Source organism: Frankia sp. CcI156 (genome assembly GCF_001983015.1).
GTDB classification, from domain to species: Bacteria; Actinomycetota; Actinomycetes; order Frankiales; family Frankiaceae; genus Frankia; species Frankia casuarinae.
The window spans coordinates 77,975-94,216 of record NZ_MOMD01000005.1 but is presented as its reverse complement, the minus strand read 5'-3'; the positions used below and the strand labels follow the sequence as shown (position 1 = coordinate 94,216).

Genomic DNA, 16,242 nt, shown 5'->3' with positions numbered 1-16,242 from the left:
CCCGCGCGGGTCCGCGTGTGTGAAGCCAGCCGTCCGCCGTCATGTCCCCTCGATCCCGGCGCCGAGGACGCCGAATCTGGTCACCAACGCCTCGGCGACGCGCTCCAGACCGAAGGACCGGCTGGCCTTGACCAGTACCACGTCGTCCGGTCCGGCCTGCGCGGCCACCAGGGCCACCGCCTCCTCGGCGTCGGTCACCTCCACCGACTCCCCGTCCCAGGAGCCTTCCAGCGAGGCGCCCAGGTGGATATGGCGGGCCGCCGGACCCACCGCGATCAGTCGATCGACCCCGAGGCGGACCGCGAACCGGCCGAGCACGTCGTGCTCGGCGGCGGCGGCGTCACCGAGTTCCCCCATCGGACCGAGCACCGCGAACGCCCGGCCCTTCCCCCGCATGTCCACCAACGCCTTCAGCGCCGCCCGCATCGACTCCGGGTTCGCGTTGTAGGCGTCGTTGACGACCACCACCCCGGCCGCGGTGGAGGTCACCTCCATCCGCCACCGGCTGCGCGGGCGGGCGGCGGACAGCGCCGCGGCGACCCGGTCCGGGGACAGCCCCAGCCGGATCGCGACGGCCGCCGCGGCCAACGCGTTCGGCACCTGGTGCGCGCCGACGAGCCCGAGGGTCACCCGATGGTGCTCGCCGTGCGCCAGCAGGTCGAACGAGGCGCGGCCCAGCCGGTCGACATCGACGGCACCGGCCCGCACGTCGGCCCGTCCACCCTCCCCGAAAGTGATCACTTCGGCCGTCGTCCGAACCGCCATCGCCGCGACCAGCGGGTCATCGGCGTTGAGCACGACGGCCTCGCTCGCGGCCTCGGCAAGCTCGCCCTTAGCCGCGGCGATCCCCAGCCGGCCGTCGGCGTACTCGCCCAGGTGGGCACTGCCGACGTTGAGGACCACCCCCACAGCCGGGCGGGCTACCGCGCAGAGGGTGGCGATGTGCCCCGGACCGCGGGCACCCATCTCCAGGACGACGAACGCCGTGTCCGGCTCGGTGCGCAGCAGCGTCAGCGGCAGTCCGATCTCGTTGTTGAAGGAGCCGGGCGCGGCCACCGTCGGGGCGAGCCCGCCCAGCACGTCGGCGAGCAGGTCCTTGGTCGTCGTCTTGCCCGCCGACCCGGTCACGGCGACCACGGTGGCGGCGGCCAGATCACGGACGTACGCGGCGAGCGCGGCGAGCGCCGAAGGCGGATCGGGAACGATGACGGCCGGCTCGCCCACCGACCGGGCGGCGAGCACGGCGGACGCGCCGGCGGCGACGGCGGCGGCGGCGAAGTCGTGCCCGTCGACCCGGCTGCCAGCCAGGGCGACGAACAAGGCGCCGTCGCGGACCTCGCGGGAGTCGACGACGACCGAACGCACCGTGACGCCCGGGTCGGGCACCGCGTCGAGCCGGCCGCCGGTCGCCGACGCGACCTCGGCCAGGGTCAGCGGGATCATCTCCTCTCCACCGAGGAGAGCGCGGCGCGCAGGGCGACCCGATCGTCGAAGGGGGTCACCACCCCCGCCTGTTCCTGGCCCGACTCATGACCCTTGCCGGCGACAACGACGGCGTCCTGAGGTCCGGCCTCGGCCACGGCGGCCGCGATGGCCGCGGCGCGGTCCGGTTCGACCAAGACCGTGGCCGAGGCCGACAGCGCCGTGACCCCGGCGAGCATCTGGGCGAGGATCTCCGCCGGATCCTCCGAGCGCGGATTGTCGTTCGTGAGGATCGCGACGTCGGCGAGTGTCGCCGCGGCGGCCCCCATCAGCGGGCGCTTGCCGCGGTCGCGGTCGCCACCGCAGCCGAGCACGACGATGACCCTGCCCTTCACCAGCGGGCGAACCGTCTCGAGCAGCGTCGTGACCGCGTCCGGGGTGTGCGCGAAGTCGACCAGGGCCAGGAACGGCTGGCCGGCGTCGACCCGCTCCATCCGGCCGGGCACCCCGGGCAGGGAGCCGATCCCCGCCGCCGCCGTGGCCGGGGGGACCCCGATGGCGACGAGCAGCGCCAGCGCGCCGAGCGTGTTGGCGACGTTAAAGGCGCCGGGCAGCGGCACGGACAGATCCACCCGCAGCCCGTCCGGACCCTCGGCGCGCAGCAGTGTGCCGGTCGGCCCGTAGGAGACGTCCCGGGCCGTCCAGTCGGCCGGCCCCTCGACGGCGAACGTGATCGCGCCGGGATGCCGTTCGGCGAGCCGGCGGCCCCACCGGTCCGCCACGCCGATCACCGCGACGGCGGTCCGGGCCGGGTCGAACAGGGACGCCTTCGCCGCGAAGTAGTCCTCCATGGAGGAGTGGAAGTCCAGATGGTCCTGGCTGAGGTTGGTGAACACGGCCCCGGCGAAGTGCAGGGCGTCGGCCCGGTGCAGGGCCAGCGCGTGGCTGGACACCTCCATCGTGGCGGCCCCCACGCCACGCTYGACCATCGTGGCGAGCAGGGCCTGCAGGTCGCTCGCCTCCGGGGTGGTGCGGGCGGAGGCCAGCCGTTCGTCGGCGATCCGGGTCTCGATCGTGCCGATCAGGCCCGTGGTGTGGCCGGCGGCGCGCAGCCCGGCGTCGAGCAGGAAGGCCGTGGTCGTCTTCCCGTTGGTGCCGGTGACGCCGAGCAGGCGCAGCGCCGCAGAGGGATCACCGTAGATCCTCGCCGCCACCGGGGCGAGGTCGCGCCGTGGATCGTCGCTGACAAGCACCGGGACTTCCCCGGGGGGGCCGGGCGGCATGGCCGCGATCCGGCGGGCGCCCTCGGCGTCGGTGAGCACGGCGACGGCGCCGCCGGCCACCGCGGCGGCCGCGAAGGCCGCACCGTGCGTGTGGGCACCGGGCAGTGCCGCGTGGAGGTCGCCCGGCYGGACCGCATGCGAGTCGTGGGTGACGCCATGCACGATCACGTCCGTGTCCGTGTCCGCATGTGTGTCCGCATGTGTGTCCGACGGCGAATGTCCCGCACCCGCGAACGCCGCCGGCTCCGGGACGGGCGCCACGGCCGCGAGCACCGCGCGCAGATCGGCGAGGCTGCACGCGGGCGGGGCAGCCGGTCGAGGTGCCGGAGAGGTCACGGTCACGACCTTAGTGGGGGCGGGCACGGCCATCCCCACGGGCGCCCGGGCACGGCGGTGGTCCAGCCGACCTTCCCCGCCCACCACGTCCCGGCGCGGATCGCGATCATCTGTCCAGGTCGAGCAGGAGCGGTGCGGGCCTGGTGATCGGCTGTGGCACGCCGAGGGTGGTCAACGCGAAGGACATGACACGTTGGAACACGGGCGCGGCGACCTGACCGCCGAAGTAACCCTTCTTCGGGTTGTCCAGGACGATCTCCACCACCACCCGCGGATCATCCGCCGGGGCGAACCCGATGAACGAGGGAACGTAGCCCTGGTAACCGCCGTGCACCGGGTCGGGCCGTTTGGCGGTGCCCGTCTTGCCGGCCACCCGGTAACCGGGAACCTCGGCAAGCGGCGCCGTGCCCTCGTTCGTCGCCACCGCCTCGAGCATCCGGGTGAGCGTGGCCGCGGTCTGCGCGCTGACGACGCGCTGACCAGGCGGTTGGGGAGTCACCTTGACGACGCCGTCCGGACCGGTGATGGCGTCGACAAGCCGCGGGGTCACGCGAACACCGCCGTTCGCGATAGTCGCGTACACCGAGGCCATCTGGAGCGCCGTCGCCGACATGCCCTGCCCGTAGGAAATGGTGGCGGCCTGGCTGCCCGACCAGTCCCGGGCTGCCGGCAGCAGGCCGGCGCCCTCGCCGGGGAAGTTCAGACCCGTGCGGGCACCGAGCCCGAACGAGCGCAGCGCCTGCTCCAGCCCGATCCGCCCGACCCGCTCGGAGATCTCCACGGTGCCGATGTTGCTGGAGCGGGCCAGGACGCCGGCGGCGGTGAGATGTTCGACGCCGTGCGGCTCGGAGTCCTCGATGCGTACCCCACCCCGGGTGATGAACGGCGGGATGGTCATCGGGGTCTCGGAGGTGATCAGACCGCGGTCCAGCGCCGCGGCCATCGTGATCACTTTGTTGACGCTGCCGGGCTCGTAGGCGTCCCGCGTGGACCGATTGCCCAGCGCCGGGGTGTCCCGGGCGGTGATGTTGTTCGGGTCGAACTGCGGCGCGTCGGCCATCGCGAGGATGTCCCCGGTGCGGGGGTCCATCACGACGGCCGTGCCGCCGTCGGCCTCGGAGGTACGGACCGCGTCGGCGATCGCGTTCTGGGCGTTCCACTGGATGTCCCGCTCGAGGGTCAGGCGCAGCGAAGAACCCGGGATCGGGTCCTTCTCGCGGCTCTGGCCCGAGGGGATCTCGATGCCCGCCGGGTTCGCCTCCAGTCGGCGAAGGCCGTYGGTACCGCGCAGCACCTCGTCATACGCCAGCTCCAKCCCGCCGCCGCCCTCGAGGATGTCACCATCGCCGTGCCRCATGAACCCGATGACGTTCGCGGCCAGTTCCCGGGACGGGTAGGTGCGTCCGCGTTCCTCGGTGATGCCGATACCGCGCAGCCCCAGGGCGCTGACCTTCTCCGCCACGTCCGGAGTGAGCCCGCGGGCGAGGTAGACGAACTTGATGTGCTCGGCCGGGTCGGTGGTAAGCCGTCTGCGCAACGCCTCGGTGCTGTCGTCGAGGACCGGCGCGAGCTTCGCGGCCGTCCCCGCGATGTCCCTGACGTTCGTCGGGTTCGCGTAGACGGCCCGCAGCTCGACATACTGCGCGAGCGTGTGGCCCGCCCGGTCGGTGATGGCGCCACGCGCCGCGGGCAGCACGATGGTCCGCAGCCGCTGGGCCTCGGCCTGGGCCGCGTAGGTGGAGGCGGAGAAACCCTGCAGCTGGGTCAGGCGCAGCCCGAGGACACTGAGGACCGCGCACATGAGCACGATGGACACCCGCAGCCGCCGACGCGGGCTGCCCAGCCGGTAGGCGCGACGAGCCGGGGGGTGCCGCGGCCGGCTGACCCGACCGGGACGCCAGGGCACCGAGCCTGGCCGGCCCACATACCGGCCGCCCGGATACCGGCCGTCGTGCTCCTCGTCGCCGTACTCGTCCGCACCGGGCCCGTCGCCGACCGCCCGACCCGGGTCGTCGACATCCCTCCGCAACCGACCGCCATACACTGAAGGTGGCGGTGGAGGAACAAGGCGTAGCCGTCCGCGGCCGCGCTGAGGGGAGCCCGGGGGCGTCGAGCTCACTGCCCGGCTCCGGCCTTTCCCGCCGCCCCGATCGCGGCACCACCGGCCGCGGCAGCGTTCGCCCCGGTGGCGGGAAGGTGGGCGTGAGCGGTTCCGCCGGCACCACCCGCCGTCGCGCCGGCCGCTGGCTGACCGTTCTTCCCGGGACCGCCGGTCTTCCCGGGACCGCCGGCCGGGCTCGGGCCGGGCGATGCGGGCACGACGATGATGACGGATCCGCTGCCCGGTTCCCGGGCCAGGGTCCGGGAACCAACGGGCAGCGGAGCGCCCGGCGGAAGGTATTCCGGTATCCCGCCGGGGATCATGCCGTAGCGGGAGGCCTGCGCGGCCAGCGACGCCGGATCGGAGAGCTGGTCGGCATGCACCGACAGCGCCTGTTCCTCGTCGGCCAGGGCGGACGCCCGATTGCGCAGAGTGTTGGCCTGGAACGAGTTCTCCATCAACGCCAGGTTCAGCAGCAGCAGGCAGAGCAGACCAGCGCCCAGCAGGACCAGCAGCAACACGACGAAGGGACCCTTGCGGCCCCCGTCCGGCGCAGGCCGGACCACCGCGAGCCGCGCCCGGCTCGACGCCCGGCGCGGCTGCGGGCCGATGGCCGGAGCGGTCGCGGCGGCCGAGCGGGCCGCGGGCCGCCCCGTCGAGGGGGTCGGGGCGCTTGTCATCCGCCCAGGGCCCCCTTGCCCGGAGCCGGTCCGGGCGGAGCCGGTCCGGGCGGAGGCGGAACCGGAACGCCCGGCGCGGGCGAGCGGCTGCGCGGGAGCGGTCACGATGCACCTCCGGTCGGTTTCCGGGTGTGGTCCGGGTTCGGCGCGGTACGTTCGACGGCACGCAGGCGGACGGAGGCCGCCCGCGGGTTCTCGGCCTTCTCGGTCTCGCTCGCCGGTTCCGCACCTCGGGTCAACCAGCGCAACCTGGGGCCCGCGCCCTCGGGCACCACCGGYAGGTCCGGCGGGACCGAGGCCTCCGCGTAGCCGCGCAGTTGCCGCTTGACCAGCCGGTCCTCAAGCGAGTGGTACGACAGGACGACGAGCCGGCCGGACACGGCCAGCGCGTCGAAGGCCGCGGGCAACGCCCGGGCGAGCACGTCGAGTTCGGCGTTGACCTCGATACGTAACGCCTGGAAAGTGCGTTTTGCCGGATTGCCGCCGGTCCGCCGGGCCGGCGCCGGGATGGCGTCGCGTACCAGGTCGGCGAGCCGCGCCGAGGTGGCGAACGGGGTGACGGCCCTGGCCTGGACGATCGCACCGGCGATGCGGCGGGCGAAGCGCTCCTCGCCGTATTCCCGCAGGATGCGGGTCAGCGCGTCGGCATCGTAGGTGTTGAGGACGTCGGCGGCCGTCCTGCCCCGTGTCTGGTCCATCCGCATGTCCAGYGGCGCGTCCCGGGAGTAGGCGAACCCACGGTCGTCCGTGTCCAGCTGCAACGACGACACGCCGAGGTCGAACAGGATGCCCTGCACCACCGGATGACCGAGCCGGTCCAGGATCTCGGCCACCTCGTCGTAGACGGCGTGGACGAGCTCCACCCGGCCGGGGGCGAGCCCGTGCAGCCGCTCACCGCTGCGCTCCAGGGCRTCGGGGTCGCGGTCGAGCCCCACCAGCCGTACGTGCGGGAAGGCCGTGAGCACAGCCGCGGCATGCCCACCGAGACCCACCGTCGCGTCCACCACGATCGCTCCGGATGCCCGCAGGGCGGGAGCCAACAAAGTCAGTACACGGTCGGTCARCACAGGCGTATGTGTGGCGTTCAGTGCTGAGCCTCCCTCGACCGCTCGTGGACCTCGTCTTCAGATGTGCTGACGGGCATGGGGGCTTCGTCGGCGGAAGCCACYGGGCGGCGGGCCCGGGTCGGGTGACCGGGGCCGACCGCCCTCGCGTACGTCCCGGATGCCGGCCGCCGGGGAAGGGACAGCCGGAGGGGACGGTGCGCGTGGCGAGCCCGCGGAGCACCCGGATCCATGAACCCAAGGCAGCTCAGATCACTCCGGGCAGGACCTCCTCGGACAGCTCGGCGAAGCTCTCCTCCTGGCTTTCCAGGTAGGCCTGCCACCGCTGGGCATCCCAGATCTCAATCCGGGTGTTGGCCCCATTGACCACGCAGTCGCGCATCAAGCCCGCGTAGGACCGCAGCGGAGCCGGAACCGTGATCCGCCCCTGCCGGTCCGGCACGTCGTCCGCGGCCGAGGAGAAGAACACCCGACTGTAGTCACGCAACGCCTTTGCGGTAACCGGAACGGTACGGAGGGACTCGCTGATCCGAGTGAACTCCGCCATCGGAAAGACGTACAGGCAGCGTTCCTGCCCCTTGGTGATCACAAGCCCCCCCTCCAACTCGTCGCGGAATTTCGCGGGCAGCGTCAGTCGCCCTTTGTCGTCGAGCCGCGGCGCGTGGCTGCCGAGAAACACCGGCAACCTCCTCGCCACTGCGAGGAAGACAGCGACAGGTCACCCCGCGACGGCCACCCGTAAGCTGCTGTCCCCCACTGCGCGCCACTCTACCCCACTCCCCCCCACCCGACACCCCCTCAACACCCCGCACCACCCCACCGAACCCCCTCTATCGGGGGTCGCCCGCGATACCTAAGAAGAAGGTGGTATAAATCGCAAAAAATCAGTACAAATGACTCTGGTGGGCGAAGGAACATTTGGTCTCACTCGCCGTCCCGGCGAGGCCGGTCAGCTACGGACACCTACCCCTCAATCTCCTGTCGGGTTCCGCTTCGAGGCATGTTTCCTCGACCACCACGGCCTGCGCGCCCGCGGTGGATGTCACACTCGGGGGGGGACAGGTCCCACCGGGGCCGGGTCCGCGCATCCCGACGCGCGACGCATCCCGACACTCGACACCCGGAGGGGGGCCAACCTCGTGGTGACCGACCCTGGTCTTCTGCACTGGCGTGACCCGGTGACCGACATCGGCCATCTCGCCGACGTCACCAATCGAGTGCGGACCAGCGTCGAGACGGTCATCGACGGCAAGTCCGAGGCGATCACGACGGCCCTGGTCGTGCTGCTGTCCGAGGGTCATCTGCTGATCGAGGACGTCCCCGGGGTCGGCAAGACCATGCTCGCCAAGGCCCTCGCACGGTCCATCGATGCCCGGGTGCGCCGCATCCAGTTCACTCCGGACCTGCTCCCCGGCGACGTCACCGGAGTCAGCATCTACAACCAGGGCACCCGTGACTTCGAGTTCCGTCCCGGCCCGGTGTTCGCCAACATCGTCGTCGGCGACGAGATCAACCGCGCCGAGCCGAAGGCGCAGTCGGCGCTCCTCGAATGCATGGAAGAACACCAGGTCACGGTCGACGGCGTCACCTACCGGCTCGAGTCACCCTTCATGGTGATCGCGACCCAGAACCCGGTGGAGATGGAGGGCACCCGGGCGTTGCCGGAGGCCCAGCGCGACCGTTTCACCGCCCGGATCTCGATGGGCTACCCCTCCCCCGCGGCCGAGCTGGAGATGCTCGACAGCCACGGCAACGCCAACCCGCTGGCCGGCATCACCCCGGTCACCGACGCCGCCGAGATCGCCAAGCTGATCGCACTCGTCCGCACGGTGCACGTCTCGCCCGAGGTGCGCCACTACATCGTCGACCTGGTCGGCGGGACCCGCACGCATCCCGAGATCGCGCTCGGCGCGTCCCCCCGGGCGGCGCTGCATCTCATCCGTGCTGCCCGGGCCCGCGCGGCCCTGGACCAGCGCGGTTTCGTCCTCCCCGACGACGTTCAGGAGATGGCTGTCCCGGTCATGGCGCACCGCCTACTGCTGCACCCCGAGATCATGCTCTCCGGGGAGCCGACGATCGAGGTCGCCGCCCGCATCCTGACCGACGTCCTGCGCCGGATTCCGATCCTTCGCCCCGGTACGGCACGCCCGACCCGGCACGGCCGTTAGAGCTCCGTGTGCGGAACCTCCGGGTGCGGAACCTCCGGGTGCGTGACTTTGTCGCGGCGCTGCGTGGCCTGACGATCCGCGGCCGGTCGTTCGTCGCCGCCGGCATCGCCTGCGCGGCGTCCGCGGCCGTGCTCGGCGAGCAGGACCTGCTGCGGATCGGCCTGCTCGTCATGCTCCTCCCCGTGCTCGCGGCGGCCTTCGTCTGCCGGACCCGCTACCGGCTCGCCTGCACCCGCCGGCTCGAACCGAGCCGGGTGACCGCCGGGGACCGGGTCTCGGTCCAGATCAGGCTGGAGAACGTCAGCCGGTCGCCGTCGTCGGTGCTCCTGCTGGAGGACGCTGCCGCGGACGGGCTGGGCGGCGGGGCCCGGTTCGTACTCGACCGGATCGAGCCCGGTGGCAGCCGGGACCTGTCCTATGTCCTCCACGCGGGGATGCGCGGCCGCTACCAGATCGGACCGATGGCGATCCGCCTCGGTGACCCGTTCGGGCTGTGCGAACTGTCGCGCAGTTTCCGCAGCCTGGACGAACTGGTCGTGGCCCCCCCGATCGAGCGGCTGCCGCCGGCCCGCCCGACCGGTGCCGCGCGCGTCAGCACCGAGCTGCGCCGCGCGACCGGGCTCGTGGGTGAGGACGAGACGACGACCCGTCCGTACCGGTCCGGCGACGACCTGCGCAAGGTGCACTGGAAGACGACCGCCCGCCGCGGCGAGCTGATGGTCCGGCGCGAGGAGCACCCGCGGACGGGCGGGGCGACCATCCTGATCGACACTCGGGCCCGGGCGTGGCCTGACGGGGGCCCGTCAGCGTCGTTCGAGTGGGCGGTGAGCGCGGTCGGGGCGATCGGCGTCCACCTCGTCCGGGGCGGGTACCGGGTCCGGCTGCTGACCGATCAGGGGCTGGCGGCCATCGCCGCGGAGGGTACCGTCGGCGGGCTCCTTGACGAGCTTTCGACGCTGACGCCCGCCCCCACCGAGTCCCTGTACCCAGCGCTCGCGGCCGGCCGCGGGCGAGTCGATCGCGGCGGCATGTTCGTCGCCGTCCTCGGCCACACCGATGCGCCCACCGCCACCGCGCTGGCCGGGCTGCGGCCCCGCAGCGCCCCGGCGATCGCGGTGCTCGTCAACGTGGCCAGCTGGAGCACCGCCGCGGCGGCCCCGAAGATCGCCGCCGACCTCGAAACGACGCACGCGGTGCTCACCCGCGCCGGCTGGGCGGTCCTCGGCGCGGCGGCGGGCACCAGCCTCGCGGCGATGTGGCCGCGGGTCGCCGCCCGGGCCCGGGGCCCGGGCGGCGTCGGTGCCCCGGGTGCCGCCGGAGTCTCCGGACGTCCCGGGGCCGCGGGACTCACCAGGACCGTGGGACTCACCGGGGCGACGGGACTCACCGGGGCGACGGGGCACACCGGCGATCTCCACACCGGCGGACGGTCGGTGCCGTGAACGCCCGCCCGGTGCCCACAGTGATCGCCACCGTCGCCTGTCTGCTGTCCACCAGCGCGCTGACCCGTCTGTTCGAGGGTGTCCTCTGGTGGTTCGGGCCGGTGCTCGTTGCCACGACCGTGGCCGTCGGGACGGGGGTGGCGAGCCGCCTGCTCCGGCTGCCGGCGGCGGCCGAGATCCTGCTCAGTCTGGTCGGCCTCATCGGCACCGTCACCGTGCTGTCCGCGCGGTCGACGGCGTTGCTGGGCTTCCTGCCGACCGCCACCACGGTCGAGACGCTGCACACGCTCATCTCCGCCGGCGGCTCCGACATCTCACGGCTGGCCGCGCCGGTGCCCGCCCGGCCGGGCCTGGTGGTCCTCACGGTGATCGGCGTCTACCTCCTGGTGATGATCGTCGATCTGATCGTGGTGAAGTTCGACCACCCGACGCTCGGCGGCCTTCCGCTGCTGGCGCTGTATGCGGTGTCGGCGGCGATTCTGCCCGGGGGGGTCGGCGTGGTGCCCTTCCTGCTCGGCGCGGTGAGCTTCATCGCCCTGCTCCTGCTCGACGGGCGGTTGGCGTACGAGCGATGGGGCCGGACCGTCTCCGACCAGYGGAGGGCTGGCGTCGAGATGTTCGGCGGTCGCATCGCCGTGGGCGCGCTCGGGGTCGCCGTCACCGCGCTGGTCGCCGCGATCGTGGTGCCGCTTGGCCTGCCGTCCCTTGACGGCGAGGGACTGGTGTCGCGCAAGGGTGGATCCGGTGCCGGGGACGGTCCGAGTTCGGCCAGCGTCGTGCAGCCGATCGTCTCGGTGAGCCAGCAGCTGCACGCCAGCACGGAGGTGCCCCTGCTTCGGCTGCGCTCCGACGAGCCGAAGTATCTGCGACTGACGGCGCTGGAGAACTTCGACGGCCAACTGTTCACCCTGCGGGCGTTGAATGCCACCCGGGAAGACCGGGTCAGCGAGGGATTACCGAAACCACGGACGGGCGGCGCTACCCAGTCGGTGCGTGCGGAGGTGGCCGTCACCGGGCGGTTCAACGAGCTGTATCTGCCGGTTCCGGGCATCCCAATCCGGATCGAGGGGCTGACCGGCGACTGGYGGCTGGCGAGCCCGACAGGCACGATCTTCTCGACCCGGACCTCGACGGCGAACGCGCACTACCAGGTGGACGCGGTGGTGCCGAATCCCACAAGCGCGCAGCTTCAGGCCGCGACCGGGCCGATCCCGGACTCGCTCGGCGTCGCGACCGCGCTCCCTGACAATCTCGATCCCCAGCTGCGTCAGCTCACCAAGGCCGTGACCGCGGGTGCGCGCACCCCCTATGAAAAGGTGTACGCGATCCAGGAATACCTGCGGGGGCCGCAGTTCACCTACGACCTCCGGGGCGCCCCCACCACGCAGGAGGGCGCGCTCAGCCAGTTCCTGTTCGACACCCACCGCGGCTACTGCGAACAGTTCGCCTCGGCCATGACGGTCATGGTGCGGATACTGGGCCTACCCGCCCGGGTCGCGATCGGCTTCGTCCCCGGGGAGCSGCAGAGCGACGGCAGCTACGTCATCACCAACCGGCAGGCGCACGCCTGGCCCGAGGTCTGGTTCCCGTCGATCGGCTGGATCAGCTTCGAGCCGACCCGCCGCAGCGACGGAACCACCTCGGCGCCGTCCTACGCCCCCGCCGGGCCCGAGGACCCCGACAACGACGCCGCCCTGCCGGAAGAGCAGGCTCAGGCCGAACCGCAGGCAGTGCCCGAGCCGGTGCCCGTGCCGGATACCTCCACGCCGGCTCCCGGCGACGATCCKACCGCGATGGGCGCTGCGCGGTCAGGTGACGACGCATCGACCTCCACCGAAATTCCCTCCTGGGTGGTCTGGCTGTGCGCTGCCCTGCCCGTCCTGGGCCTGCTAGCCGTTCCGGCGATCATCCGGATCCGGCGGAGGCGGGTCCGGCTGCGCCCGGCCGAAGACGATCCCCCAGATCCGTCTGGGGCGACGGTGGAACGGGTCCACGACGCCTGGGCGGAACTGCTGGACGTCGCCGCGGACCTGGGAATCATGATCCGGCCGAACGACTCGCCGCGGGCCGGAGTGGCCCGGCTGACCGCCTACCTGGACGCCGAGCCGACCACCGCACAGGCTCCGGGATCCGGCCCGGAACCGTCTGCGTGGCAGTCCGGGGGCAGCGAGCCCCCCACGACCTACCCGCAGGCCCGCGCGGCACTCGCCCGACTGGCCTCCGCGGAGGAGCGGGCCCGCTACGCGCCGCCGGAGATGGCCGCGCCGCCGTCCGTCGCAGMCCTCAGCGAAGATGTCGTCCTGGCCACCACCACGCTGTTGGCGCTGGCACCGCGGGCCAGGCGGATGTTGGCGCGGATCGCCCCGGCATCGGTTCTCCGGCGCGCCGCGCCGGCCTCGGCGCGCGGACGGTCGAGGATGGGACGGGGAGGCGGTAAGGACGACGGACCCGCCACGCCCACCACGGTTCAGAACGAAGACAATCAGGACAATCAGGACTGGCTGGACGCGGTCAGGGACGGTCCTCCCAGCGCCGCCGCCACCGCTCCTCGACCCGTTCCATGAACGGAGCCCTAGCCCGCGGCTTCGGCTTCGATCCCCCCTGCACGCCGCCCGGCCGCCGGTGACCGGTGTCACGGCCGCTGATCCGGCGCAGGTCTGCCGCACCGCGCAGCGCGGCGAACAACATCATGAGGAAACCGAKGATGCCGAGGATCACCGTCAGCGGTACCCGGTTGAGTACCACACCGACGACCAGGACGGCCAGACCGAGGACGAAGACGACCGCGCTGCGGCGCACCCGGCGCAGCAGATAGGTACGGGGGTCCGTCGAACGCACGGTACTGGCAAACTTTGGATCGTCCTGTACGAGAGCGCGCTCGATCTGCTCCAGCAGGCGCTGCTCGTTCTCCGAGAGCGGCATCGACGCTCVTCCCACGACCTGTAGGCCCGGCGGACGGAACCTGATAACCAAGGATAGGCATGTGCGGGCGGGTGCGGTAGGCAACCTGTCATGCTGGTTGGAACCGAGCGATTCCCGTCACCTGGTCCGTGCCCGAACTGGGGTCTTTCATACCGGGAAATCCACGGTCACGGGAACCCGGCGGCGCCGGCTTCGCGAGCGGTACCAGCGGCACGACGGCGGGCAAGCACGTGCAGCTGTGCCGCGAGGTCACGGAACGGCTCCAGGGCGGCCGCGGCCAGTTCCAGGCGCAGCAGCCGCTGCGCGGTGAAGGGATCGGAGTCGACCCGCGCCCCGGGGACCAGGTCGGCGAACACGCGCACCCCGTGGACGTCGACGACGTCCGCGCCCGCCGCGTTCACCAGCGCGACGATCTCGGCGGTGGTGAACCCGGCGGGCGTCCGGGGCGCCCCGGCGCCCTGGCCGGTCAGCACGGCCTGCGCCTGCTCGAAGCGACCCGCCAGGGCGCGGGCGAGCACCGTGGCAGCCCGGCCCGCGACGACGAGGCTGAGAACGCCTCCCGGGCGCAGCACCCGCAGGGCCCCCGCCAGCGCGGCCTCGGGATCGTCAACGACGTCGAGGACGGAGTGGCACAGCAACAAATCGGCGGTCTCGGCTCCGACGATGCCGGTCAGGTCGGCCAGATCGCCCTGCTCGGCCGTGACCCGGTCGGCGACGCCCCGTTCGTCGGCGCGACGGCGCAACGCTGCCAGGGCGTCCGGCGACGGGTCCACGACGATCACCAGGTAGCCCTCGACCGCCAGGGGTACGGCGAAGCCACCACTCCCACCGCCCGCGTCAACGATGATCGGCGGGATGGCTGTGGCCGTCGGGGCCACCGACCAGGCCGGAACCCCCGCTGCCGATCCGGGCAGGACCGTCCGCAGGCCGTGCCAGATCGCGGCCTGCCGCAGATCCGCGCCGGTGACATGGCTGGTCATGCGCGTCGCGCCTCCTCACGCCGGCATCGTCGGCGCCGCCGTCAGCCCGCTCGCCCACGCCGGAGGACCAGGCGCGTCACCGACCCACGGTGAGGCCTATGGCGACCCCGACGACCAGCCCGCCAGCCGACAGCCCTACGACCCGCAGTACCCAGATGTTGCGACGCGCAACGGCGGACGGCACGGCCCGATGCGCGCCGCGGTGCCGATGCTCAGAACCGGTGAGGACCATCGATGATCTCCTGCTCCGCCAACCACTACCCCTCGGAAGGTAACCGATAGTGACCGATGCTCACCGTAAACGCAACCGCTCGTCACCCACCCGGGGCGCCGCCGGGCCGACCACGGTCAGCCTGCCCTCGGCCCGGCGACATGACCATCGTGACCTCCCCAGGCCCGACCGGACCGGTGCCGGCGATCATCGGTTGGGACGGGAGGCCCAGTACGCCCTCGACAACCCCGACGAACAGATCGACCTGACGGATCAGATCATCGGCCTCCCGCCTGGTCACTACCTTCAGCCCGGCCTCGGCCGCCGATCGCCGGGCGGCCCCCGCCGCGAAGAACTCCGCCCACTCCGCGAGCTCGGGGGCCACCCGGACAAGCAGGCACCAGGCACTCACGGGCCGACCGCGACGACCGGGACGGGGCCGGGCCCGGTCCGCCAGGACAGCGGCCGCCGCCCGCAGCGCCGCGAGGTGGGCGAGGGCGTAGCGCTCCCMGGCCGTCTGGGCGCACTCGGCCTCACCGAGACCGCGCCGGGCGGCGACCAACAGATCGTCGCGGGAGCGGCGAGGCAACCCMGCCGCCGGCACCAGGGTCCGTCCAACCGGCCCGGTGGATCCACCGTGCGGCCCGGTGGATCCACCGGGGCCGCCAAACGCACCCTTACCGCGGGCCGCTCCTCCCGCCGGGTCCGAGCCACTGTCCGAGCCACTGATCGGCCGACTGGTCACGGTGGTCACAACACCTCCCGAGTCTCGAACATAGGTTCGATCACGAAGTAGTGAACCCTCGCCAGCGCCGCCCGTCAAGCATCGAGGTATCGAACACGCGATCGAGCAGATCCGGCGACCTCGGACTCGACCACCCGAAGAAACCAGCCGAGGACGAGCAGGGCCACCACGTCGGGAACCCATCCCAGCCGCGGGTCCKCGACTTTCCCCCGACAGACATGTCCCKAATCCGCACCTGTCGTCCGGGCCACCCGGGTGACCCTCGGGTCGAGCGCATCCGGATCGGCCACGACAAGCGCCGTTCCGTCCAGCGCAAACCGGATGATGTTCACATCACGGTGACCCACGAGCCCGCTGGCGAACTCGCCGCGGGTCGGCCTGAGCCAACGCAGCGTGGCACCGTCCGACAGGCGCACCCAGCCCCCGTGGCGGCCTGGCTCGAAGGCGGCCAGGGGCACCCGTCCCATGGGTTCGACCAGACGGATCCCGAAACCGTCGAGGTCGGTCTCCAGCACGAACGGCCGGCCGGCCGCCATCAGCTCGACCCGGCCCCGCGACCACCAGTCGGCCAGCACCGCGCCCTCGTCGGTCTCGACGTGCACGTGCCGGACCGAGGCGTGCCGGGATACCGACTCGATCCGGAAGATCAGCTCGTGCGGCAGTCCGCCGGCCCGCCGCGGGAGAAGGTCCGCCCCGGCCGTCGTCCGCGGTGTCCGGGTCCGGGTCACCGCCGGGGTCACCGCCGGGGTCACCGCCGGGCCCGCCKCCGACGCGGGCCGCCTCGCCAGGCTCCTGGGCACCGTGATCGCCATGTTCCCAACCCCCTCCGCCTCGCCGGCCGTCTCCCGGCCGTCTGCCGCCTCGATTTCGTGGACTCAGTGCACCTCC

At 72.6% G+C, this 16,242-nt stretch carries 14 protein-coding genes; 4 read left to right on the top strand and 10 right to left on the bottom strand.

Features of this window, described 5'->3' with window-relative positions:
* Window positions 1-39: 39 nt before the first annotated feature.
* The 6 genes from murF to mraZ form a co-directional block, all read right to left on the bottom strand.
* Complete coding sequence (gene murF, locus CcI156_RS02875; protein WP_011435853.1) at window positions 40-1,443, bottom strand: UDP-N-acetylmuramoyl-tripeptide--D-alanyl-D-alanine ligase; 1,404 nt, start codon at window positions 1,441-1,443, stop codon at window positions 40-42.
* Window positions 1,440-3,074, bottom strand: coding sequence for a UDP-N-acetylmuramoyl-L-alanyl-D-glutamate--2,6-diaminopimelate ligase (locus tag CcI156_RS02870; protein WP_083718283.1), 1,635 nt, complete (start codon window positions 3,072-3,074; stop codon window positions 1,440-1,442). Before CcI156_RS02870 ends, murF begins: the two co-directional genes overlap by 4 nt.
* Window positions 3,075-3,147: 73 nt before the next feature.
* A complete protein-coding gene (locus CcI156_RS02865; protein ID WP_371681750.1) occupies window positions 3,148-5,070 on the bottom strand; it encodes a peptidoglycan D,D-transpeptidase FtsI family protein in 1,923 nt (640 codons plus the stop codon).
* A gap of 86 nt (window positions 5,071-5,156) precedes the next feature.
* A complete protein-coding gene (locus CcI156_RS02860) occupies window positions 5,157-5,927 on the bottom strand; it encodes a hypothetical protein (RefSeq protein WP_023840961.1) in 771 nt (256 codons plus the stop codon).
* Complete coding sequence (gene rsmH, locus CcI156_RS02855; RefSeq protein ID WP_035730593.1) at window positions 5,924-6,910, bottom strand: 16S rRNA (cytosine(1402)-N(4))-methyltransferase RsmH; 987 nt, start codon at window positions 6,908-6,910, stop codon at window positions 5,924-5,926. Before rsmH ends, CcI156_RS02860 begins: the two co-directional genes overlap by 4 nt.
* Before the next feature lie 223 nt (window positions 6,911-7,133).
* Window positions 7,134-7,565, bottom strand: coding sequence for a division/cell wall cluster transcriptional repressor MraZ (gene mraZ / locus CcI156_RS02850; protein ID WP_011435848.1), 432 nt, complete (start codon window positions 7,563-7,565; stop codon window positions 7,134-7,136).
* Window positions 7,566-8,025: 460 nt separating this feature from the next.
* Between mraZ and CcI156_RS02845 the strand changes: the two genes are divergently transcribed.
* From CcI156_RS02845 to CcI156_RS02835, 3 genes are read left to right on the top strand one after another with little or no spacing between them, the layout of a single operon-like run.
* Window positions 8,026-9,054, top strand: coding sequence for a MoxR family ATPase (locus tag CcI156_RS02845; protein WP_011435847.1), 1,029 nt, complete (start codon window positions 8,026-8,028; stop codon window positions 9,052-9,054).
* A gap of 38 nt (window positions 9,055-9,092) precedes the next feature.
* The gene (locus CcI156_RS02840; protein ID WP_035730682.1) at window positions 9,093-10,496 is read left to right on the top strand and encodes a DUF58 domain-containing protein; all 1,404 of its coding nucleotides are present in this window, start codon (window positions 9,093-9,095) and stop codon (window positions 10,494-10,496) included.
* Window positions 10,493-13,060 (top strand): transglutaminaseTgpA domain-containing protein, encoded by a 2,568-nt coding sequence (locus tag CcI156_RS02835; RefSeq protein WP_254847242.1) that lies wholly within the window; start codon window positions 10,493-10,495, stop codon window positions 13,058-13,060. Before CcI156_RS02840 ends, CcI156_RS02835 begins: the two co-directional genes overlap by 4 nt.
* Here the strand turns inward: CcI156_RS02835 and CcI156_RS02830 are convergent.
* Window positions 13,008-13,418: a DUF3040 domain-containing protein gene (locus tag CcI156_RS02830; protein WP_076804271.1), complete on the bottom strand. Its 411-nt coding sequence runs from the start codon at window positions 13,416-13,418 to the stop codon at window positions 13,008-13,010. The two genes, CcI156_RS02835 and CcI156_RS02830, sit on opposite strands and share 53 nt — an antisense overlap.
* 167 nt (window positions 13,419-13,585) lie before the next feature.
* Complete coding sequence (locus CcI156_RS02825; RefSeq protein ID WP_011435843.1) at window positions 13,586-14,398, bottom strand: bifunctional 2-polyprenyl-6-hydroxyphenol methylase/3-demethylubiquinol 3-O-methyltransferase UbiG; 813 nt, start codon at window positions 14,396-14,398, stop codon at window positions 13,586-13,588.
* On the opposite strand from CcI156_RS02825, the gene CcI156_RS26125 reads away from it, so the two are divergent.
* Window positions 14,397-14,636 (top strand): hypothetical protein, encoded by a 240-nt coding sequence (locus CcI156_RS26125; protein WP_035730597.1) that lies wholly within the window; start codon window positions 14,397-14,399, stop codon window positions 14,634-14,636. The two genes, CcI156_RS02825 and CcI156_RS26125, sit on opposite strands and share 2 nt — an antisense overlap.
* Before the next feature lie 76 nt (window positions 14,637-14,712).
* Here CcI156_RS26125 and CcI156_RS02815 read toward each other — a convergent pair whose 3' ends face one another.
* On the bottom strand, window positions 14,713-15,354 hold the full coding sequence (locus tag CcI156_RS02815; RefSeq protein ID WP_076804270.1) for an SAV_6107 family HEPN domain-containing protein: 642 nt from the start codon (window positions 15,352-15,354) through the stop codon (window positions 14,713-14,715).
* Between the two features lie 74 nt (window positions 15,355-15,428).
* Window positions 15,429-16,166 (bottom strand): hypothetical protein, encoded by a 738-nt coding sequence (locus CcI156_RS02810; RefSeq protein WP_076804214.1) that lies wholly within the window; start codon window positions 16,164-16,166, stop codon window positions 15,429-15,431.
* Window positions 16,167-16,242 lie beyond the last annotated feature (76 nt).